At 26.9% G+C, this 17,304-nt stretch carries 31 protein-coding genes; 20 read left to right on the plus strand and 11 right to left on the minus strand.

The genetic code is table 11. The features are described 5' to 3' along the window. Positions 1–49: 49 nt before the first annotated feature. The 4 genes from EW14_RS05130 to EW14_RS05145 all read left to right on the plus strand — a co-directional run bounded on the left by EW14_RS05130 (position 50) and on the right by EW14_RS05145 (position 3,086). Positions 50–439: a cytochrome b6f subunit family protein gene (locus EW14_RS05130; RefSeq protein ID WP_042850437.1), complete on the plus strand. Its 390-nt coding sequence runs from the start codon at positions 50–52 to the stop codon at positions 437–439. Between the two features lie 76 nt (positions 440–515). Further along, positions 516–1,511 (plus strand): ATP-binding cassette domain-containing protein, encoded by a 996-nt coding sequence (locus EW14_RS05135; RefSeq protein ID WP_042850439.1) that lies wholly within the window; start codon positions 516–518, stop codon positions 1,509–1,511. Beyond that, positions 1,501–2,295 (plus strand): ABC-2 family transporter protein, encoded by a 795-nt coding sequence (locus EW14_RS05140; RefSeq protein WP_042850440.1) that lies wholly within the window; start codon positions 1,501–1,503, stop codon positions 2,293–2,295. Before EW14_RS05135 ends, EW14_RS05140 begins: the two co-directional genes overlap by 11 nt. Continuing rightward, positions 2,292–3,086 carry an ABC transporter permease gene (locus EW14_RS05145; RefSeq protein ID WP_042850442.1) on the plus strand — a complete coding sequence of 265 codons (795 nt, stop codon included), beginning with the start codon at positions 2,292–2,294 and terminating at the stop codon, positions 3,084–3,086. The genes EW14_RS05140 and EW14_RS05145 overlap by 4 nt, the downstream gene beginning before the upstream one ends. Positions 3,087–3,089: 3 nt before the next feature. Here EW14_RS05145 and EW14_RS05150 read toward each other — a convergent pair whose 3' ends face one another. The 3 genes from EW14_RS05150 to EW14_RS05160 form a co-directional block, all read right to left on the minus strand. Next, the gene (locus EW14_RS05150) at positions 3,090–3,356 is read right to left on the minus strand and encodes a hypothetical protein (RefSeq protein WP_042850444.1); all 267 of its coding nucleotides are present in this window, start codon (positions 3,354–3,356) and stop codon (positions 3,090–3,092) included. Then, entirely contained in the window at positions 3,356–3,583 is a 228-nt protein-coding gene (locus tag EW14_RS05155) for a hypothetical protein (protein WP_011863020.1), read from the minus strand. Before EW14_RS05155 ends, EW14_RS05150 begins: the two co-directional genes overlap by 1 nt. 457 nt (positions 3,584–4,040) lie before the next feature. Further along, positions 4,041–4,853 (minus strand): sulfite exporter TauE/SafE family protein, encoded by an 813-nt coding sequence (locus tag EW14_RS05160; protein WP_042850445.1) that lies wholly within the window; start codon positions 4,851–4,853, stop codon positions 4,041–4,043. A gap of 144 nt (positions 4,854–4,997) precedes the next feature. Here EW14_RS05160 and EW14_RS05165 point away from each other — a divergent pair, with 144 nt between their 5' ends. Further along, complete coding sequence (locus tag EW14_RS05165; protein WP_042850446.1) at positions 4,998–5,339, plus strand: HNH endonuclease; 342 nt, start codon at positions 4,998–5,000, stop codon at positions 5,337–5,339. 280 nt (positions 5,340–5,619) lie between these two features. On the opposite strand, the gene EW14_RS05175 is transcribed toward EW14_RS05165, so the two are convergent. Continuing rightward, the gene (locus EW14_RS05175) at positions 5,620–6,021 is read right to left on the minus strand and encodes a hypothetical protein (protein WP_042850449.1); all 402 of its coding nucleotides are present in this window, start codon (positions 6,019–6,021) and stop codon (positions 5,620–5,622) included. Between the two features lie 179 nt (positions 6,022–6,200). Here EW14_RS05175 and EW14_RS05180 point away from each other — a divergent pair, with 179 nt between their 5' ends. The 7 genes from EW14_RS05180 to rpsU all read left to right on the plus strand — a co-directional run bounded on the left by EW14_RS05180 (position 6,201) and on the right by rpsU (position 8,763). Next, entirely contained in the window at positions 6,201–6,407 is a 207-nt protein-coding gene (locus tag EW14_RS05180; protein ID WP_225866618.1) for a hypothetical protein, read from the plus strand. 36 nt (positions 6,408–6,443) lie between these two features. Continuing rightward, entirely contained in the window at positions 6,444–6,674 is a 231-nt protein-coding gene (locus EW14_RS05185) for a hypothetical protein (RefSeq protein WP_042850452.1), read from the plus strand. Positions 6,675–6,889: 215 nt separating this feature from the next. Then, positions 6,890–7,393, plus strand: coding sequence for a hypothetical protein (locus tag EW14_RS05190; protein ID WP_042850454.1), 504 nt, complete (start codon positions 6,890–6,892; stop codon positions 7,391–7,393). Positions 7,394–7,468: 75 nt separating this feature from the next. Further along, the gene (locus tag EW14_RS05195; RefSeq protein WP_042850456.1) at positions 7,469–7,648 is read left to right on the plus strand and encodes a hypothetical protein; all 180 of its coding nucleotides are present in this window, start codon (positions 7,469–7,471) and stop codon (positions 7,646–7,648) included. A gap of 2 nt (positions 7,649–7,650) precedes the next feature. Further along, on the plus strand, positions 7,651–8,046 hold the full coding sequence (locus tag EW14_RS05200) for a phosphoribosyltransferase (protein WP_052044732.1): 396 nt from the start codon (positions 7,651–7,653) through the stop codon (positions 8,044–8,046). Further along, the gene (locus EW14_RS05205; RefSeq protein WP_042850458.1) at positions 8,043–8,501 is read left to right on the plus strand and encodes a nucleoside 2-deoxyribosyltransferase; all 459 of its coding nucleotides are present in this window, start codon (positions 8,043–8,045) and stop codon (positions 8,499–8,501) included. Before EW14_RS05200 ends, EW14_RS05205 begins: the two co-directional genes overlap by 4 nt. Before the next feature lie 85 nt (positions 8,502–8,586). Beyond that, on the plus strand, positions 8,587–8,763 hold the full coding sequence (rpsU, locus tag EW14_RS05210) for a 30S ribosomal protein S21 (protein WP_002806486.1): 177 nt from the start codon (positions 8,587–8,589) through the stop codon (positions 8,761–8,763). Positions 8,764–8,837: 74 nt separating this feature from the next. Here rpsU and EW14_RS05215 read toward each other — a convergent pair whose 3' ends face one another. After that, positions 8,838–9,176: a helix-hairpin-helix domain-containing protein gene (locus EW14_RS05215; RefSeq protein WP_042850459.1), complete on the minus strand. Its 339-nt coding sequence runs from the start codon at positions 9,174–9,176 to the stop codon at positions 8,838–8,840. A gap of 268 nt (positions 9,177–9,444) precedes the next feature. Here EW14_RS05215 and EW14_RS05220 point away from each other — a divergent pair, with 268 nt between their 5' ends. Next, on the plus strand, positions 9,445–10,041 hold the full coding sequence (locus tag EW14_RS05220; protein WP_042850460.1) for a uridine kinase: 597 nt from the start codon (positions 9,445–9,447) through the stop codon (positions 10,039–10,041). On the opposite strand, the gene EW14_RS05225 is transcribed toward EW14_RS05220, so the two are convergent. From EW14_RS05225 to EW14_RS05235, 3 genes are read right to left on the minus strand one after another with little or no spacing between them, the layout of a single operon-like run. Continuing rightward, positions 10,030–11,196, minus strand: coding sequence for an NAD(P)/FAD-dependent oxidoreductase (locus tag EW14_RS05225; RefSeq protein WP_042850461.1), 1,167 nt, complete (start codon positions 11,194–11,196; stop codon positions 10,030–10,032). The genes EW14_RS05220 and EW14_RS05225 overlap by 12 nt on opposite strands. A 20-nt stretch (positions 11,197–11,216) precedes the next feature. After that, positions 11,217–12,020, minus strand: coding sequence for a hypothetical protein (locus EW14_RS05230; protein ID WP_042850463.1), 804 nt, complete (start codon positions 12,018–12,020; stop codon positions 11,217–11,219). A gap of 32 nt (positions 12,021–12,052) precedes the next feature. Next, the gene (locus EW14_RS05235; RefSeq protein ID WP_225866619.1) at positions 12,053–12,403 is read right to left on the minus strand and encodes a hypothetical protein; all 351 of its coding nucleotides are present in this window, start codon (positions 12,401–12,403) and stop codon (positions 12,053–12,055) included. 41 nt (positions 12,404–12,444) lie between these two features. Between EW14_RS05235 and EW14_RS05240 the strand changes: the two genes are divergently transcribed. Then, positions 12,445–12,849 carry a hypothetical protein gene (locus EW14_RS05240; RefSeq protein ID WP_042850464.1) on the plus strand — a complete coding sequence of 135 codons (405 nt, stop codon included), beginning with the start codon at positions 12,445–12,447 and terminating at the stop codon, positions 12,847–12,849. Positions 12,850–12,864: 15 nt separating this feature from the next. On the opposite strand, the gene EW14_RS05245 is transcribed toward EW14_RS05240, so the two are convergent. Further along, positions 12,865–13,545 (minus strand): peptidase E, encoded by a 681-nt coding sequence (locus EW14_RS05245; protein ID WP_042850465.1) that lies wholly within the window; start codon positions 13,543–13,545, stop codon positions 12,865–12,867. A 26-nt stretch (positions 13,546–13,571) separates the two neighbouring features. Here EW14_RS05245 and EW14_RS05250 point away from each other — a divergent pair, with 26 nt between their 5' ends. The 3 genes from EW14_RS05250 (at position 13,572) to EW14_RS05260 (ending at position 15,044) form a co-directional block, all read left to right on the plus strand. After that, positions 13,572–14,039, plus strand: a complete 468-nt coding sequence (locus tag EW14_RS05250; protein WP_042850467.1) for a GNAT family N-acetyltransferase — start codon at positions 13,572–13,574, stop codon at positions 14,037–14,039. Between the two features lie 446 nt (positions 14,040–14,485). Beyond that, entirely contained in the window at positions 14,486–14,635 is a 150-nt protein-coding gene (locus EW14_RS10300; protein ID WP_197049546.1) for a hypothetical protein, read from the plus strand. Between the two features lie 91 nt (positions 14,636–14,726). Further along, positions 14,727–15,044 carry a DUF3303 domain-containing protein gene (locus tag EW14_RS05260; RefSeq protein WP_042850470.1) on the plus strand — a complete coding sequence of 106 codons (318 nt, stop codon included), beginning with the start codon at positions 14,727–14,729 and terminating at the stop codon, positions 15,042–15,044. Positions 15,045–15,467: 423 nt separating this feature from the next. Here EW14_RS05260 and EW14_RS05270 read toward each other — a convergent pair whose 3' ends face one another. Both EW14_RS05270 and EW14_RS10305 read right to left on the minus strand, forming a co-directional pair. Continuing rightward, the gene (locus EW14_RS05270; protein WP_042850472.1) at positions 15,468–15,737 is read right to left on the minus strand and encodes a hypothetical protein; all 270 of its coding nucleotides are present in this window, start codon (positions 15,735–15,737) and stop codon (positions 15,468–15,470) included. A 105-nt stretch (positions 15,738–15,842) separates the two neighbouring features. Next, entirely contained in the window at positions 15,843–15,980 is a 138-nt protein-coding gene (locus tag EW14_RS10305) for a hypothetical protein (protein ID WP_002806597.1), read from the minus strand. A 200-nt stretch (positions 15,981–16,180) separates the two neighbouring features. Here EW14_RS10305 and EW14_RS05275 point away from each other — a divergent pair, with 200 nt between their 5' ends. The 3 genes from EW14_RS05275 to EW14_RS05285 all read left to right on the plus strand — a co-directional run bounded on the left by EW14_RS05275 (position 16,181) and on the right by EW14_RS05285 (position 17,202). Beyond that, positions 16,181–16,561, plus strand: a complete 381-nt coding sequence (locus EW14_RS05275; protein ID WP_042850473.1) for a DCC1-like thiol-disulfide oxidoreductase family protein — start codon at positions 16,181–16,183, stop codon at positions 16,559–16,561. A gap of 107 nt (positions 16,562–16,668) precedes the next feature. Continuing rightward, positions 16,669–16,854 carry a hypothetical protein gene (locus EW14_RS05280; RefSeq protein ID WP_011818521.1) on the plus strand — a complete coding sequence of 62 codons (186 nt, stop codon included), beginning with the start codon at positions 16,669–16,671 and terminating at the stop codon, positions 16,852–16,854. A 45-nt stretch (positions 16,855–16,899) separates the two neighbouring features. Beyond that, positions 16,900–17,202: a hypothetical protein gene (locus EW14_RS05285; protein WP_042850474.1), complete on the plus strand. Its 303-nt coding sequence runs from the start codon at positions 16,900–16,902 to the stop codon at positions 17,200–17,202. Positions 17,203–17,304 lie beyond the last annotated feature (102 nt).

A 17,304-nucleotide genomic window follows, 5' to 3' on the forward strand; every position in this document is an offset into this window, starting at 1 on the left:
CTCAATTAATCGCATAAATCCCATATCAATAGGTATAATAACCTAAAAAATGTCAATTTTAGATAGGGCAACAATAGGAAATCCTGTTCAAATCAACTTAGAACTTTCAAAGGATAGGCTCGCAAAAGAAGTTGTTGATGCTATAAAAGTTTCTTCAGTGGCTAAGATAAGTGATTTCAGAATAACTGACGGAAAAGGTATTGGAGTTATATTGAAATTATCTAATGGAAAAGAGCAATGGTTTTTTGAAGAGGAAATTGAACTCCTTGACGAAAATGGTAAAGTAATAAAAAAAAATAATGATGAGAAAGAGAATAGAAATTTTATATTTGACTTTTTAAAAGGATTAAATTATGAAAATAAAAATAAGGTAAGCGAATTATTTAATCCAATTAACTTTTTTATCTGGATGGTTGTATCGTTTAAAGATATTTTTTAATTTATAAAAAATTTTTCTAAAATAGAAATAATTTTATAATTTATTAAATATAAAATTTAAGTAATTAAAAATTGAAATGGTACAAAATATTATCGATGTAAGAAATTTATCTAAGTCATTTGATATCTCATCCAAAGAACCAGGATTAAAAGGAACAATTAAACATTTTTTTAGAAGAAAAACAAAAAGTTTAAAAGTTATAAAGGATATAAGTTTTGAAATTAAAGAAGGCGAAATGGTAGGTTTTCTGGGAGCTAATGGAGCTGGGAAAACAACGATTTTAAAAATGCTTTGTGGCTTAATTTATCCAAGTGAAGGTTCGATTCTGGTTTCAGGCTACTTACCTTTCAGGAGAAAAGAAAAATTCCTGAAGAATATCACCTTAATAATGGGACAAAAGCAACAGCTTATTTGGGATCTACCGCCAATTGAATCATTTTATTTGAATGCATCAATATATGACTTAGATAAATTCGAAGCTAAAAGGAGAATTAAAAAACTATCAGAAATGCTTGAAATTGATGAAGAGATATTCATACCTGTTAGAAAACTATCTCTAGGTCAGCGTATGAAGTCAGAATTACTAGCAGCTTTGATACATGAGCCAAATATTCTATTTTTAGATGAGCCGACACTTGGATTAGATATTAATGCACAGAGAAATTTAAGAAAATTCCTTCAAAAATATAATAAAGAAACCAATGCAACTATATGCCTAACTAGTCATTACATGAAAGATATTACATCGCTATGCAAGAGAGTTATATGTGTCCACGAAGGGGCAATATCGTATGATGGAAAACTTGATCTATTATTAAAAAAACTATCTCCTGTTAAAGAAATATTAATAGTTTGTCGCTCAGAAGACGATGCAATTGAAATAGAAAATTCCGGTTTTACTGTTAAAAATAAAATAAAGAATGAAATCACTATAAAAATTGCAAACAACTCCATTACCTCCTCACTAAAAACTATCCTAAATAATTTTGATATTGAGGACCTTTTTATAAATGAACCACCTATAGATGAAATTATTGGGAAGTTATTAATCAAAAAAGATTATGATATCTAATTTGATTAACCGTAAAATACTCACCTTATTAAAGGTCCAATATTCAAACATGTTGGAATATAGGGTAGAAATTGCGTTATGGGCAATTTCAGGGATTATTCCTTTTTTCATGTTAAACATTTGGACAAATAATAATCTAAATGAATCCATAAACATCAGTGATACTATGCTTTCTAGGTATTTCTTATGTGCATTTTTTGTAAGACAGTTTTCTGTAGTTTGGGTTGTATTTAGTTTTGAAGAGGATTCTCTTATGGGGAGAGTATCTCCTTATTTAATCCAACCATTAAATCCATTTTTCAGATATTTTGCACAACATCTTGCAGAACAAATAACAAGATTTCCTTTCGCTTTAATAATTGCATTTTTCTTTTTTATTTTTAATCCAGAAAGTATATGGATTCCAAATATAGGTATTTTACTCTTATCGATAATATCTACTTTCTTATCCTTCTTGATTCAATTTTTAATTCAGTCAATAGTTGCATGTCTATGTTTCTGGACAGAGAAAGCATCTTCGATAGAAAGATTATTATTTATTCCAACTTTATTTCTCTCAGGTCTTTTAGCCCCAGTAATTTCATTTCCCACATATGTTAAATCTTGGATTTATTTAACTCCTTTTCCATATCTAATTGATTTTCCTGCGAACTTACTATCAGGTAATACAACAAATATTAGTGGAGGCTTAGGTATGCAAATTCTATGGATTTTATTACTTTTCCCATTATTTAAGAAAATCTGGTCTGAAGGAACGAAAAAATATACTGCTATGGGGTCATGAATTTAAGAAAATATCTAAAAGTTTATAAAAAATTCTTACATACTTCTTTAGCTTCTGAATTGGAGTATAAGACAAATATATTAGTTGATTTAATTACGGCAATTTTAAGTTTAATAGGGAGTATTTTTCTATTATCTATTTTCTTTCAAAATAATGGATATATTGGTGGTTGGAAATTTGAGCAGGCACTAATAATTCAAGCTATTTATACAATTTTGAATGGAATAACAAATACATGGTTCAATCCTAATCTTACAGAAATAGTTAAACATATAAGAGAAGGAACATTAGACTTCGTACTTTTAAAACCTATTGATTCTCAATTTTTTATTTCATTAAAAAAAATAAATCCATCTGGATTTTTAGAAATAATGCTTGGATTTTTCTTGTTATTCTTCTGCATAAGAATAAATCAAATAATTTTAAATTTAAGTTTTCTGACCCTATCCTTGATTACGATAAGCTGCTCGATTTGTATTTTATATAGCCTATGGTTTTTTATCTCTACTACTACTATTTGGTTTGTTAAAACTTGGAATGCATTAGAAGTATTAAGATCATTCCTTTATATTGGAAGATTTCCTCTAAATTCATTTTCATTTTCTTTAAGAATTTTTTTTAGTATTTTCATTCCTATTGCTTTTATAACTACAATTCCTTCTGAAGTTTTTCTAGGACTTTCTCAATTGTGGAAAATATTGCTTGAAGTTATTGTTGCAGCAGTATTTCTTATAACTTCAAGAAAGTTTTGGTTATTTGCATTAAAATTTTATACATCAGCATCTAGCTAACTATTATTTAATAACCTCCCTACAAAGTTCCCAAATTTGTTGTTTACTTTTCAGATTTGAAAGACTAGATAATTTCTTAAAAAGAGGTTTAGATTTTTCAACAGATAAAAGCCTACAGTTGTATTCAATTTTATGATTTCTAGATATGATTCCTAATTTCAGTGCAACATTACAAAGGATAATTATCAAAGTGAGAAAAAAAACTATACTAAAAAATTGTGAAAATGATTTTGAATAATTTTCTTTTTCAGTTTTTAATTCAAACTTCATTACTTAACTATATGCTGAGGGCACTTAATTGCAGCAATAGCAACAGCTGTAACTTTAAAATTTTCTGACTTCTCAATAACCTTTTTAACCTCTAATGGTCCAAATTTATTACTTGCATCACTGTAGGAAAGAAGTAAAGATTTATAGTTATCATGACCAAGATTTCTATACTCACAGAAATTATCCCCAACATAATTCAAAAGAGTAAGTAAAGTTAATTCAATCATTAAAGCTTCTTTACTAGTAAAGTTCTTACGAATGATACAGTGCATGACATTTTTAACAAGTAAAATCACCAAAACACTTGAAATCATGAAATAAGAATTTTATTCATAAACATAAAAACTACAAAATTATTGAAGAATTTATAAATACAAAAACAAGAAAATCATTGAAGCACTATCTGTGGTGTAGTTAACTTCTTAAGATTGCACTATGGATAGGGGGTTGCATTTTTTGAGAAATTGGTTTAAAAATAAGGTTCCCCATCACCCGGCCACACATATGTGAGGCCTTTTTTTTTAATAAGGTTTTCCAAAAAGTATTATTTAATAAAACAAGTTATTCATTAATACCTTTGATAATAAATAAAAATAGAATAAATTTTTCTTTTTGACCACTATACCTTTTAGTCTTATACCTTTTAGTCTTTTTATGACAAGTGTATTGAAATTATCGATTAATTTATAAAAAACTTTTTATGGATTTAATCAATAAGCTTATACCAACCAAAATGCAAACTGTTATAAAAGTTTTTTTAATTAGAATGTTTCCATTTAATTTTGATAGGTGAGCCCCGAAATATCCTCCGGTAAAAGAACCAATTATTAATGCTACCAATATATTTGATGGAACCGACCCTATTCTTGTCAAGAAAACTGCTCCTATAAAATTCCAAAAAACCCCAACAGTGAAAAATGTCAAACTTATAGCGCGAAGAAAATCCATTTCAAAAGTTTTTATTAAAAGTATTGTCACAAGCAATCCTGTTCCTGAAGAAATAGAACCATTTAATATACCTATAAGAAAAATAAAAATAAAAAATCTAATTTTATGAACTAAATTAAGCTTATTATTACCAGACGATATACCTAAATCTGGTTTGAGTAATGAGTAAAAAGCTAATATTATTGAAATTATTCCTAAAATTAAGTACAAATACTTTTCTGATATATATTCAACTGTAGAAGACCCTAAAATTACTCCTGGCAATCCAAACATCAAAATTTGCCGAGCAATACTTATGTCATTACCTAAAGATTTGTAATTTCTTAACGAACCCCCTATTCCTAATGCTACTGTTGCTAATTTATGACTAGCCAGAGCCTGATAATAAGGAATACCAGATAAAATCAATGCTGGCAATTGTAATAATCCTGCTCCTCCTCCAGAAATCGCTGAAAAAGTGTTAGAAAAAAAGGATATCAAAAAAATATAAATACTTTCAAATATAAAATGATCAACACTTCCGAATAATATTGCTGATAGATAAGGCATTAACTATAAATCCTATTTTAATTTTAATAAGCAAAATAATATTCTTTTCATAGGAAACAGTAAGACAAATAAAGTTTTATTTTATCTTTTTCAATCATAGTTTTGAAAAAACTGTTATTATCAAAAAAAATTTTCAAGAATATTATGCATAGACAAGATGCAATTTACCTTGATCAGTTTTGTCCAAAAATAAGTATTAAAAATTGGAGAGATTCACTTAATAAACTTACTAAGTATAAATGTATCTATTGCGGTAAACCATCAGAATCACTTGATCACCTTCATCCAATGTCTAAAGGTGGTACGAGCATTACAAGTAATTGCGTCCCATGTTGTTTGTCATGTAATGGTAAGAAATCAGATTCAGAAGTTCTTGGTTGGTACAGAAAACAGAATTTTTATGATCCTCGAAGGGCTATGGCCATTCGCGCATGGATTAATGATGATTTAAAACTAGCGTCAGTTCTTTTGAACTACTTAAATTAAAAATGAAATGATTATATTCCAGAAATATTTTTCTACAAGGTTAAATTTAATCCTTATATTTTAATAAGTAATGATTATTTTAAATTATTATTATTCTTTCTGAATTTATTTTTTTACTGAAAATCGCGATACTAGAATAGTCATCTTTCCACATTATGGGCGAATCTATAACCTTCCTCTCTGGAGATTTTACTGAAAAAATCAATCCAAATACAAAAAGAATAGTAATCAAAATTATAGTCAATACTAATTTGTCTGAAATATTGTTCATTAAACTAATCTATCTGGAAAAATTTTTGTCAGGAGTAGTTTTTTCATAAATTTCTAGAAAATATGATTTAAAGTAATCAACTCCCTCCTTTCCAGTTAATCCAAATGACCATCCACAATCATTTACTACTTGCAATGAAATTTGATTTGCCAAGTCACTTTTCTCAATCCATTTTTTCTGCGGATTGTAAGAGAAAGATATAATGTTTTCAGTTTTTACAATGGCTGATTTTATTGCTTCATCTTTAGAAAAACCATTTTGAATAGCATTACAATATTTCCTAGAGAAATTATTAGAGATCCTATTTTGTAGCAAACTAACACTAGGGTCGGAAGTATCAAAAGCTAAACCTATTGCAGGTTTTAATTGAAATATTATAAATAAAAGAAACCCAAAAAAGAATTTTAACAATAGCTATAAATCAATACTTTATGAATAATATAATAGTATTTTAAAATATTATTTTCAATTAAATCTGATAATTATTAAAAGCAAATTAAATTTCAATTTATTAAAAATTATAAGTATTGCGATAAGTTCAGTAATAATAGTCAGAGGTTTATTTGATTACTTATATGTACGAATCATTGATGACATTGCTATTTTTTCCTGATTGGACAAATGGACTACCTTCAGATTTCTTAATTCTTCATTTTTTTGTAGGAGCTGTGATTTTTCCATTCAACATGATTCATGCTAAAGCGAGAAAAATTGACAGTCAAAACCCCCAGGAAGCTGCTAATGGGTATAAAGATTCAGACAATGCTGCATTTTTTGGATACGAAGAAATCAATTAGATTTCAATAAAATTTCTTTAAGGAATTAGTTTATTAATGATAATTGCCCTAAATAAAGCTTTAGATCTCAAAATTTTCAGTCCCAGTGAACCCATAGGAATATTTATTATTTTTATAGGATTAATATTCTCTGGTATGATTTTCTATATTATTTATGCAGTAAGCACCAATAAAGAATCTCTAGAAGATAAAAAAATAAGAACTAAAAGAGAGTACTTGCAAAAAGAGAAAATAGGAAAATTATTTCCTAAGAAAAAAGAAATTTGATTGCTTTATTACTATAAAGGTATTTATTTATATTATTAACGATCAAATCAGTAGGATCTAAAAACATAAGTTTTAGTTCTCTTAAATCAAACATTTTCAAAACTTTAATATAGCAACTAAATTTTCTTTACGAGGAGTTAATATTGTAAATTGCAAAGCAAAATTATTTTCATATCAAGCAAAAAATGTTAAAAATGGAGAAATGATTTCAAATTTTGGAGAATTCACCTCAATATCTATTTCTTGCTAGTGGAGTAAATAATGGAGAAGGGTTTTGGATTGTGGGAATAAAAAATTGTGATGAAAATATACTTGGAGATGAAAATCTTTTAGATTGTCATAGAAAAGAATTAATAGGTAATGATTCAGCAAAAGATATTCTTTTAGCTATTAATTTAAACATAAATAATTTATTAAATGAACTAAGAAAGAAAAATTATTTAATTGAAAGACCTTCAATGGGAATTTCATTTAATATCCCTTTAGAAATATTGGAAAATATTTTTGATTTTTGGTTAGATATTTATAAAAATCAAGAAGCCTGGGAAGCTTGCTTAGGTCTTCTTAAAGTTAGAAAAAGGATTCCCCTAACAAACCTAATTGAAAGCGAAAGTTTAAAAGGTAACTCTAAAAAATGGGCTATGAAAATTGAAACTTTACATACTTATGTTCCTTCTTCACATAGAATTGAAAAATCAAATGATCCTATGTGGGAATAATTTTATCTTTGAATACTCAAAATATTTACTTCGTGGGATATTTAAGTAAAAATAAAATAACTAAAATATTAAAAAATGAATAAACCATATTCTTTTAGTATCGAACAAATGAACGGGATTGTCGAGGACACATACGCCAAGATAATAAATGAATGTGATAATTTAAAAAAAAATACTAATTGTCCAAATGAGCAAGTTGTAGCACTTTTAAGTGTAATTGCTTCAAATTACGCTACTGCAACAGAAAAAAAATAAAGATGATAAATTATTTTACTTGGAGCGAATTTGATAAAAGCGTGGAACAAATAGCTAATAAATGTAGGTTTAAGGAGTTTACTGGAATATATGGAGTTCCTCGTGGTGGATTATGTCTCGCTGTAGCACTAAGCCATAAATTAAAAGTTGAATTAATTTCAAAACCAATAAAAAATTCACTAATAGTAGATGATGTTTATGAAACTGGTCTAACATTAACGACCTTTAAGGATATTGAAGGAGCAATGTTTTTTGTATTATTTAGTAAAATCAAACCTACATGGTGGAATACAGTTTTTATATCAAAAAAAAGCCAATGGATTGTTTTCCCCTGGGAAAACCATTCAAATTCAAAAAGTGACCGCGAAGAGTACATCAAAAAAAGAGGTTTAAGTTGAGAAAGAAATTATATTTAGCAAATCCATATGGATTCTCAAAACAAACTAAAACTCTCTTACAAGAATTTGTTGAAATCTTTGATGATTTAAATGTAGAAGTATTTGAACCTTTTGAGAGAGCAAAACCACTAACACAAAAAGAAAGTGAATGGGCACATGACGTTGCAAGAAGTAATTTCAATGATTTGAAAGAATGTGATTGTATTTTTGCGATTGTTAATGGAAATCCACCAGATGAAGGGGTAATGATTGAATTGGGTATAGCAATTGCTTTAAAAAAGGAAATCTTTTTATTCAGGGATGATTTTAGAAATTGTTCAGATAACAATCAATACCCATTAAATCTAATGTTATTTCTTGGACTGCCTAAAGATAACTGGGAAAAATATTATTTTGAATCATTACAAGATATAAAAAGCAATAAAAAAAGATTTGTGGAGTGGGCAAAAAATTAGCAAAATAAACCCTCAACACATAAGTAGAAGTTTTAAGTGCAAAAATATCTGTTTAAGTGCTAGAATAAATTTTATTTGAAAAATTTTGACACAAGTTACAGTAGGAGAGAACGAGGGAATTGAGTCTGCCCTTAGAAGATTTAAGAGACAAGTATCTAAGTCCGGGATCTTTGCAGATTTAAAAAGACTTAGGCATCACGAAACTCCTATTGAAAAATACAAAAGAAAATTGCAGCAGAGAAGAAAAGCAAGAAGAAGATAATCTCTTTCAACTTATAAAGTTTTTGCAAATCACTAATATTAATTTTTAGATAAGTTTAGAAATAGAAATTTTAACTATTTAAGCTTTTTAAGCTTCTTAACAAGGTTTATTCCAACTCCTGATACAGCCAGAAGATCTTTTTCATCAGCAGCAATAACTGAATCTATTGTTTTAAATCCAGCCTCATACAAAGCTTTTGCGCTTTTAGCTCCAACACCTGAAAGTGTGGTTAAAGTTTCAATATTTTTCTTAGAGTTAACCGTTTTGGTTTTGGTTTTAGCTTTGGTTTTTGTTTTTGTTTTTGAGGTTTTTGCAGACTTTACTACTTTTTTTTCTTTCTTTAAAGGAGTTTCAGGGGATACTGCGCTTTTAAATAGAATTGATTTTAGTTTGCCTAGAAATTTAGAAATCATTGCAATATATCAATAATAAAATAGCTATTCAATAAAATATATTATCAAATTCCAAGGGGAATTAGTAACAAAAAATAGCTAATTGAATAGAAATAATTTATTTACAATTATATAAAGACACACATTTTATATTTATGCAAGCTTACGAGCAATTGCAAGGTGTTTAATATTAGTCTAATAACTAAAAAAAAGAAAAAATGTACTTTCAAAAATTAAAAGTATCTATTACTAGTAAAGCTAAAATCTTAATAAAGACCATATCATAAAAATGAAGCTTATATTTATAGGTGGACCTTCTGGAAGCGGTAAAACAACTTTATCAAATCAAATAATTAAAAAAAATAAAAATGGTATTGTTTTAAGTACCGACAATTACTATAAGACAGGGTTAATAAGTAAATTAATATCAAAATTTGTAGAAGGTTTTTTTGATAGAAGTATTAGTTTTAATAACAAACTATTCAAAAAAGATTTTGATTTTATTTATAAGAATGGAACTTCAATCTATGATCGATATTATAATTTCGAAAAGAAAACAATTCAAAACACCTTAAACGAAAAAAATAATATTAGTTTTTTAATTATTGAAGGTATTTTTGCCAAAGAATTCTCAAACAGCTTAGATAATAAAGACTATTATTTTTTAGAAATAAAAACTAAAAAAAATGAGTGCATGAAAAGAGTTGTCCAAAGAGATATAAAAGAAAGGGGGAAAGATAAAAAACAAGCTGAAAACGATTTCTTAAAATCTTGGGCAATCTATTACGAAAAAGTTAATCCTAATAGCATAAAAAATAATACAAATAAATTCATTATTGAAAAGAACACAGATATAGAGCAAATTCTGAAAAAATTATTTAATTAAATCATTAATTTTTTTCTCTAAGATTAAAGCACTTAAAATTGATCCTTCAATTCTGCCAAATCCATCTCCCTCAAACCAGTCTCCGCAAAATCCAATTCTACATTTTCTACTAACTTGTAAAGATAATGGGACGGCAATGCCTGAAGGTTGTGAAGCTCTCCATTTCATAATAGAGATTTTTTCATCAAAAGTTAATTTATTTACTACAGAATTATCTTCAAACAGTTTATTGAAATTTGTAATTATTTTTTGTTTAAAAACTTCTTCATCTTTTGAATTTAAATAAGAATTAATGAACTCTATATTTTTTGAATGTATTACAATACCTAATTTATTATTATCTTGCAGCTGAAAAATAATTCTTTCAAATCTATATTTTTTCTCTAAACTATTTTTCAAATAAAAATACCTTTGTTTTTTTGGATAAAAATCTTTATATCTATAATTTTCATTTGTATAAATTAAAAAAGTTAACCTAGGAATAAATGTTTGTTCTTCTAAAAAGTTTAATAATGAATCTATTTTTTCATCATAATTTAAAGGAATAGCCTTTCTTAATGGAATTTGATTTATGTTTAAAATTTTCAATGCCCTTTTATGTAACAACAAATTAGTTGAACAAATAAGATATTTAGACTTGAATTTATCGCCATTTTTTGATGTTAGTACCCATTCCTTATCATTAAACTTCAAATCAACTACTATGGTCTCAAAGTAAAAATCAATTTTCCCCTTTAAATGATTAGACTCAATTATCTTTTGCGATAATTGACTCATAGAAACTAAAGAATGATAATTAACACCACAAGAAAATTCTGATTTCTTTTTGGTTTCTAAATTAGAATCTTCATTTAGAAAAAATATATCTGAGTCATCAATTTTAATAAATTTATTTTCCAATAATTCATCAATATAACTTTTTAATAGAAGATTTTTTTTTCTGTTAGAGATATTAAAATTTGGAGAACCATGGTTTAATTGCCATCCTTTAAATCTTTTGCTTATTCTTGTACTTGATCTCCCTCCAAGTCCTCGACCTATCTCAATTAATGCAATTTTTTTTGTAATATTATTTTTAAGATACTTAGAAGCGAAAACGCACGCAGATATTCCTCCACCAATTATTAATAAGTCATATGTATAGTTACTTTTCATATGGATCAAATTGAAAGAAATTATCTTACATTTTCTAAAAATCTATTAACAAAATCAAGTTTATATGATGATGAAAAATCAGATTCAATTACAGGAGTGATGTTATTTTTTTTATAAAATCTGACTAAATCGCTTGTGAAATCATAAAAATATTCTAAGGAATATAAACACTTTTCTGAAATATAAACCTCTTTCCAAGGACGAAATTTAAACCGAGCTATAAATTGTTTAGAAGGAATAAATAAACTTCCAAATAGATTTAATTTTTCATCTTTTGCTACTTTCTTAATATAAGTCAATTCATTATGAAGAACCTTAAGATCTGTACCAAATTGAAACCAAATTGAATTTATAAATCCTGTCAAAATTTTTCTTTCTAACCTTTCTCTTTCTGAAGAAATCTTATAATATTTTTTCAAGTATGGATTGTAAGCTATACCTAATTTAACTTTTAAATTTTTTTCTTTTTTTAAATAACTTAATACATCAATTGAATCAAAATTTTTTTTCTTATTTGATCCTGACACTAACAGAATTTCATAATTTCTATTAGTGTGAGAATTTTTAATAAAGTCTAAAAAATCCTGATATGAATTATCTTTATTTTTTGAATATTGATGATAAAGACTGTAATGATAAGTCACATTAAATTCATGGAAGTTCTTAGATATAAAATTTATAGTTGAATTAAACAATTCCTTCTTAATAATTCCTTTACAGGGGATATTGATATTTTTTATGTTATTTAATTTGCAGAAATTAAGTTTACTTTCTAATTGAGAAATATTTTTAAATGAAAGTTCAAATCTTAGATTATTGTTCATTATTGAGTACTCATATTACATCCTTCAACATATTAACGAAAACACGCATCTGCTACGATTCTTATTTTTGAAGCCGTCTTTTTATTCTTACCATTTAGCAAATAACTTGGAGAAATCTGTAATGCAGCTTTTAAAGAAATTTTATCTTCTACAGATTTTGTGATTATGTCATTAAAACATTTCCAATTTTTTGGTACTACTAAACCAGGCCATGATAAACAAAGACCTGCAAAAATCCCAAAAGATAGGAACAAAAAAAACCTCATAACAAATAAATGTTTGATTTTACTAATTAAAACAAAGATCCAATTGTATAAGGAAATAATTAATAAATTATATCCTTTCTTATTTTGGCAAATGTTTAATCCATGAAAGATTTTCATGAACTCGAGAGGTTAGAATATCAAAAGTATTATTTTAGAATATGGCAAACCAAAATTATTTAATTGCAATAGCTTTAATAGAGCAAAACCTAGTTAGAGCAATGCCTCTTGGTGGTAAAGAAATTAAGGATAATTTAGAGGAATCAGAAAATCTCAAGAAACTTGGAGAAGAAGTTATTTTAAATCTTTTAATGAGAGTTTTTCAAAGAAGTGATGAAGGTGCTTTAAAAAGGGCTTCTGAAGAAAAAGGTTTACTCCTAGTTCATATGCATCCTAAAAGAATGCAGAAAGAGCTTCCATTTATTAAATCTGAATGGATAAGAGACGGTGATACACAACAATTTTTAAAATACCTTGGCAATCTCTCCAAAGAAGTATGGACAGCATCATTTGTTAAGTATAAGGGGATTGAATTTACTTCTATCTCTAAAAATGAAGAAATCTAAAATATATTTTCTCTACTATAGAATTTCTCTCTTTAAAGTATCATTTTCCTTATAGACTTTAAAACAATTTCTACCATTACCAAAATCGATTGAGTAATATTCACTATCATTTTTGACGTGGATGGCACAATTGCCCTCTATACAAATACAAGATTCAATAATTTCCCTATTTATAACATCATTTACATAAGGCTCCCTCTCTTTTTCTTCATCGAAATGAGGGCAGGCAATACCCTCAACTATTCCTAAGCAATCAATTATTGCTAATTCTTCAGCATAAGAATCAGTTATACCTTTATCAAACCAACAAATAGCTCCAGCACTTACACCACTCATCACAATTCCTTTTTCATAGGCATTCCGCAAAATTTCATGTAAATTCCATTCTTTCCAAACAGCTAACATACTTTTTGTATTTCCGCCTCCAACATAAATAATATCTTGACTTAAAACTTTATCTTCAAGGTTTTCTGTTCTAGAGAAAAAATCAATATGACTTGTTATACAATCAAGTTTAGAAAATGCTCTATAAAAATTTAGTTTGTACAAACTACTATCCCCAGAGGCAGTTGGAATAAAGCAAATTTTTGGTCTTTTTTTATTAATTAATGAAATTATATATTTTTCAATTTGAAGAGAGCCTAAAGATCGTCCAAACCCTCCACCACCTATTGCAACTATATTTTTACTATGCATATTAAATTTAAAAAGAAGATTTGTTTATGAATTTAAGACAAATTACCACTAAAGATCAACTGGAATTAAAGAAGGTTTATTTTGATTCAATTCAATCATTAGATGAAAAAATTTATAGTCAAGAACAAAAAAGGGCATGGTCAAGTCAAGCTTGGAATAATTCAAATTTTGATAAGTCAATAACTAAAGGGCAAGGTTGGCTTATAAGTAAACAGGGAGTTATTATTGCTTTTGCCACAAGATATCCCACAGATAGAATTGCTTTATTTTACTGTAAAGGGAAATACCAAAGAAAAGGCTTCGGTTCTAAGTTACTACATAAGTTAGAAGAAGAAGCTAAGAAAGAAGGTCTAGATTCACTTTCAACTGAAGCAAGCTTAATAAGTTATGAGTTATTTCTTAAAAATAAATGGAAAACAATACGTAAAGAAATCGTTATTATAAATAACATTTTTTTTGAAAGATATAAAATGACTAAAAATATAAAAAGTTAACTAATAATGTCTGGCAAAAAGGGATTGATTCTAATTAAAAGAGTTCTGTTTTGGACGTTTTACTTTTTTTCAGGATTTGTACTTTATTCGAATAAAGGTATATTACCTTCTATGTTAATTACTTTCTCAAGAATTTTTTATCCATTATCTATTTTTTGGCTACAAATAAGAATTAAAAAAAGAACCAATTTTCTGCCTATTGATTCAAAAATGACAACTTCGCAATTATGGTTCAATATATTACCCGTTATTGCATCTCTATTCACGGTAATTTTTTCTTTAACAAATTTATTTTTATATATTCTAGGAAAATTAATTAACTCTTAAATTTAATAAATAAATTATTATCTAATCGCAATATAAATTTCTCTGATAAAAAACATAATGTAAAGAAATTTGCCTTTTACTCATAAATGTTTAAATTTTAAATAGTGATCAATACAATCATGAAAAATATTTCAGTAAAGGGAAATATTAATTTTGATAAAAAAAAAGATATAAATGATTATGAATTATTCTCTTTAAAGATCACAGATAGTTTATATAAAAAAGATATTGGAAAATTTCTTGAGACTCTATCTTCTCACTTTATTTAAGTAAAAAATTTTTTCTGATCTTCAAATTCAAACAGTACCATTTATAAAATAAGTATTTAAGGGATAATAACAATAATCTAAAAAAAATAAAATGCAATTATTTCTTGCTGATTGTCAATTCCCAGATATTGATAATCAAGTAAAAGCTTATCAATTATTTGTGGAGGCCTGGGAAAACGGTGAAATTGCAAAATCAGATAAAACAGACAAATTTGAGATGTTATTTAGAGTGCATGCTCCTGGAGAAGGTAGGGTAGTTTGTTTGTGTAAGGCAAATAGTGATAAGGAAATTTTTGAGCATTTTGCTCCATGGAGAGCAAAATTTGGCATTCATATGGAATTTACACCTGTAATCAGTTGTCAAAATATTGTTGATTACCATAAAGATTTGTTCAAAACTTTAGGTTAATTAGCTTAAATATCAAATTAATCGTGATTAAACCTTTTTCCAATCTTATTAATAAAAAAAAAGAAAGAAATTTTTCTTCTTCAAAAAGTAATGTTAATCGAGAAGAAAAAGTAAAATCTAAACCATTAATTATATTTGGTTTTATCATCTCATTGACTTCGATCTTTTTACTTTTATTCACTATTAATGATAAATTTGGATGATTTATGAGTAATTAAAACTATTTCTTGGTAACAAATATGTTCTATTATAAATTTAAAAATAACTAACTATATGGCATTTAATGAAGGAGGGATGGCATCAGGCCTTCTAATCATTGCAGTATCAATTATTTTTGCTGCAGGTTTTGGATTTTTAGTATTGCATTTTGTACCAGGTACTCCTTTTTAAAAAAAGAAAATTTATTCAAAAATCTTGATTATGTTATACATTAACAGTTTCTAAATCCTGCATTTGATTATCATCAGGATTAGATTTCTTTTTTAATCTATAAGCATAAAATAAAGATCCTAAAGCTACGGTACTAGAGGCTAATATTCCTGATATTAGTATTACGGCAAAAAGGCCTCCTATTAGTCCCCCTTTTAATCTAAGCAAATTTGCTTTTATTAAAAGAATTGATAAAAAAACAATGGTGGCTTTAAGTGATGAGATTTTCAAGAAAGTAAATGGATAAAAGGGATTTAATAACATTTCTTTAACAGAATAGAATTTATCTGATTCTAAAAATAAATTTTAAAAAACGCATAAAAAAAAGACCCAAATGAGTCTTTTAAATTCTAAATTAAGGATAATGATTTATGCATCAGGATCAAAATTCTTAAGGTTTGGTCCTGCAACAAGACCAACAAGGCCAAAAAGGACTAAAGAACCAATTCCGAAGCCTGCTGCCCAAGGATTGAAACCACCTAAAGCAAAAGAAGCTAATAAATTCATGATTTAAAACATAATATCTGGGAGTAAGCATACAGATTATTATGAAAAATATACCTATATTGAGACATTTCTTCGTAATTATTAGAATCGTTTAATTGTCCTTTTATAAGAAATCCACAAAATTTTTATTATTTGTTTTATTATCGAGGCAATACTATTCTGTTGGCGTACTTTAAGACCATCAAAAATGTTTTTTTCTAATGACTTCCAACTATACCTTTATTTATGATGGAGAATGCCCATTCTGCAATCATTTTGCTGAGCTACTTGAGATCAAAAGCAAGATAAATAATATTAAAATTCTTGATGGTCGTAAAAATTTAACTCTAATTAAATCCCTCCTAGAGAAAGGTTACGACCTAGATAAAGGAGCTATTCTCCTGAAAGATGAAGATATCTTTCATGGGGCAGATGCAATTAATACTATTTGCAAAAAAATAAATAATCCCTCAAGTAGTTTACTTTTGTTACTTTCTAGAGTATTTAAATCAAATAAACGAACAAATTTGATATTTCCTTTACTAATCAGAGCCAGAAGATTCGCATTGATATCAAAAGGTATATCAATATCCCTAGTTTAAAAATAAAAACTTTCTAAATATTTAATAACATATTTATAAGCTTCTGTGTTAATAAATGATAATTAATTATTTCTTAGCTAGAACTAGGTGGTAACAACAAGTATTAAATGATAGAAAACTTCAATCCCTTTATTTCATTGGGCGGTGATAACCAAAAAGTTAATCATATGGCTGAAGCGGCACTTGAAATGAATTTAACTTGCAATGATTTAAAGAAGGATTTAAATTTAACTGATGGTGATGTAGTGGATATGTTGCAACTAGTAATGGACAGGTTTAAAAATAGTAATTAAGTAAATATCGTAATTAATTAATCACTATATATTTATTATTTTTTAATGAAAACAGTACAAATTGAGTTTTCGAAATATGAATCAGTTAACTTTTTATGGTCTGAATTAATAGAAGATTACGGATTTGACAAAGCGAGAAAAATTGTTTCTCAAGCTATTGACTTACAAAAAATGAATGGAACAAAAAATACCACAATGCCAATCATATTTTCAGGAACAGGAGGATTAGCTTTAATCCCAATACAAATGCTAGAAAAAGAAGATTTTAAAATTAGTTGTAAAGATAACCAAGTTTTAATATTTAATCTAAAAAGAAAGTCATTTCAAATTTTAAATGAAGCAAACTAATCTAAATTAGTAATTTCTCGATAAAGCCAAAATTACTTTATAGTCTATTAAAACAATTTAGTGATAATGACTTTCGAAGCGACCTACCTTGGATCAAATGGT

The sequence above is a fragment of the Prochlorococcus sp. MIT 0604 genome (genome assembly GCF_000757845.1).
Classification (GTDB): domain Bacteria; phylum Cyanobacteriota; class Cyanobacteriia; order PCC-6307; family Cyanobiaceae; genus Prochlorococcus_A.

Coding starts and splice junctions, on each gene's coding strand:
- EW14_RS05130 (WP_042850437.1), top strand. CDS start 50: ATGTCAATTTTAGATAGGGCAACAATAGGAAATCCTGTTCAAATCAAC.
- EW14_RS05135 (WP_042850439.1), top strand. CDS start 516: ATGGTACAAAATATTATCGATGTAAGAAATTTATCTAAGTCATTTGAT.
- EW14_RS05140 (WP_042850440.1), top strand. CDS start 1,501: ATGATATCTAATTTGATTAACCGTAAAATACTCACCTTATTAAAGGTC.
- EW14_RS05145 (WP_042850442.1), top strand. CDS start 2,292: ATGAATTTAAGAAAATATCTAAAAGTTTATAAAAAATTCTTACATACT.
- EW14_RS05150 (WP_042850444.1), bottom strand. CDS start 3,356: ATGAAGTTTGAATTAAAAACTGAAAAAGAAAATTATTCAAAATCATTT.
- EW14_RS05155 (WP_011863020.1), bottom strand. CDS start 3,583: ATGATTGAATTAACTTTACTTACTCTTTTGAATTATGTTGGGGATAAT.
- EW14_RS05160 (WP_042850445.1), bottom strand. CDS start 4,853: ATGCCTTATCTATCAGCAATATTATTCGGAAGTGTTGATCATTTTATA.
- EW14_RS05165 (WP_042850446.1), top strand. CDS start 4,998: ATGCATAGACAAGATGCAATTTACCTTGATCAGTTTTGTCCAAAAATA.
- EW14_RS05180 (WP_225866618.1), top strand. CDS start 6,201: ATGACATTGCTATTTTTTCCTGATTGGACAAATGGACTACCTTCAGAT.
- EW14_RS05185 (WP_042850452.1), top strand. CDS start 6,444: ATGATAATTGCCCTAAATAAAGCTTTAGATCTCAAAATTTTCAGTCCC.
- EW14_RS05195 (WP_042850456.1), top strand. CDS start 7,469: ATGAATAAACCATATTCTTTTAGTATCGAACAAATGAACGGGATTGTC.
- EW14_RS05200 (WP_052044732.1), top strand. CDS start 7,651: ATGATAAATTATTTTACTTGGAGCGAATTTGATAAAAGCGTGGAACAA.
- EW14_RS05215 (WP_042850459.1), bottom strand. CDS start 9,176: ATGATTTCTAAATTTCTAGGCAAACTAAAATCAATTCTATTTAAAAGC.
- EW14_RS05220 (WP_042850460.1), top strand. CDS start 9,445: ATGAAGCTTATATTTATAGGTGGACCTTCTGGAAGCGGTAAAACAACT.
- EW14_RS05225 (WP_042850461.1), bottom strand. CDS start 11,196: ATGAAAAGTAACTATACATATGACTTATTAATAATTGGTGGAGGAATA.
- EW14_RS05230 (WP_042850463.1), bottom strand. CDS start 12,020: ATGAACAATAATCTAAGATTTGAACTTTCATTTAAAAATATTTCTCAA.
- EW14_RS05235 (WP_225866619.1), bottom strand. CDS start 12,403: ATGAAAATCTTTCATGGATTAAACATTTGCCAAAATAAGAAAGGATAT.
- EW14_RS05240 (WP_042850464.1), top strand. CDS start 12,445: ATGGCAAACCAAAATTATTTAATTGCAATAGCTTTAATAGAGCAAAAC.
- EW14_RS05245 (WP_042850465.1), bottom strand. CDS start 13,545: ATGCATAGTAAAAATATAGTTGCAATAGGTGGTGGAGGGTTTGGACGA.
- EW14_RS05250 (WP_042850467.1), top strand. CDS start 13,572: ATGAATTTAAGACAAATTACCACTAAAGATCAACTGGAATTAAAGAAG.
- EW14_RS10300 (WP_197049546.1), top strand. CDS start 14,486: ATGAAAAATATTTCAGTAAAGGGAAATATTAATTTTGATAAAAAAAAA.
- EW14_RS05260 (WP_042850470.1), top strand. CDS start 14,727: ATGCAATTATTTCTTGCTGATTGTCAATTCCCAGATATTGATAATCAA.
- EW14_RS05270 (WP_042850472.1), bottom strand. CDS start 15,737: ATGTTATTAAATCCCTTTTATCCATTTACTTTCTTGAAAATCTCATCA.
- EW14_RS10305 (WP_002806597.1), bottom strand. CDS start 15,980: ATGAATTTATTAGCTTCTTTTGCTTTAGGTGGTTTCAATCCTTGGGCA.
- EW14_RS05275 (WP_042850473.1), top strand. CDS start 16,181: ATGACTTCCAACTATACCTTTATTTATGATGGAGAATGCCCATTCTGC.
- EW14_RS05280 (WP_011818521.1), top strand. CDS start 16,669: ATGATAGAAAACTTCAATCCCTTTATTTCATTGGGCGGTGATAACCAA.
- EW14_RS05285 (WP_042850474.1), top strand. CDS start 16,900: ATGAAAACAGTACAAATTGAGTTTTCGAAATATGAATCAGTTAACTTT.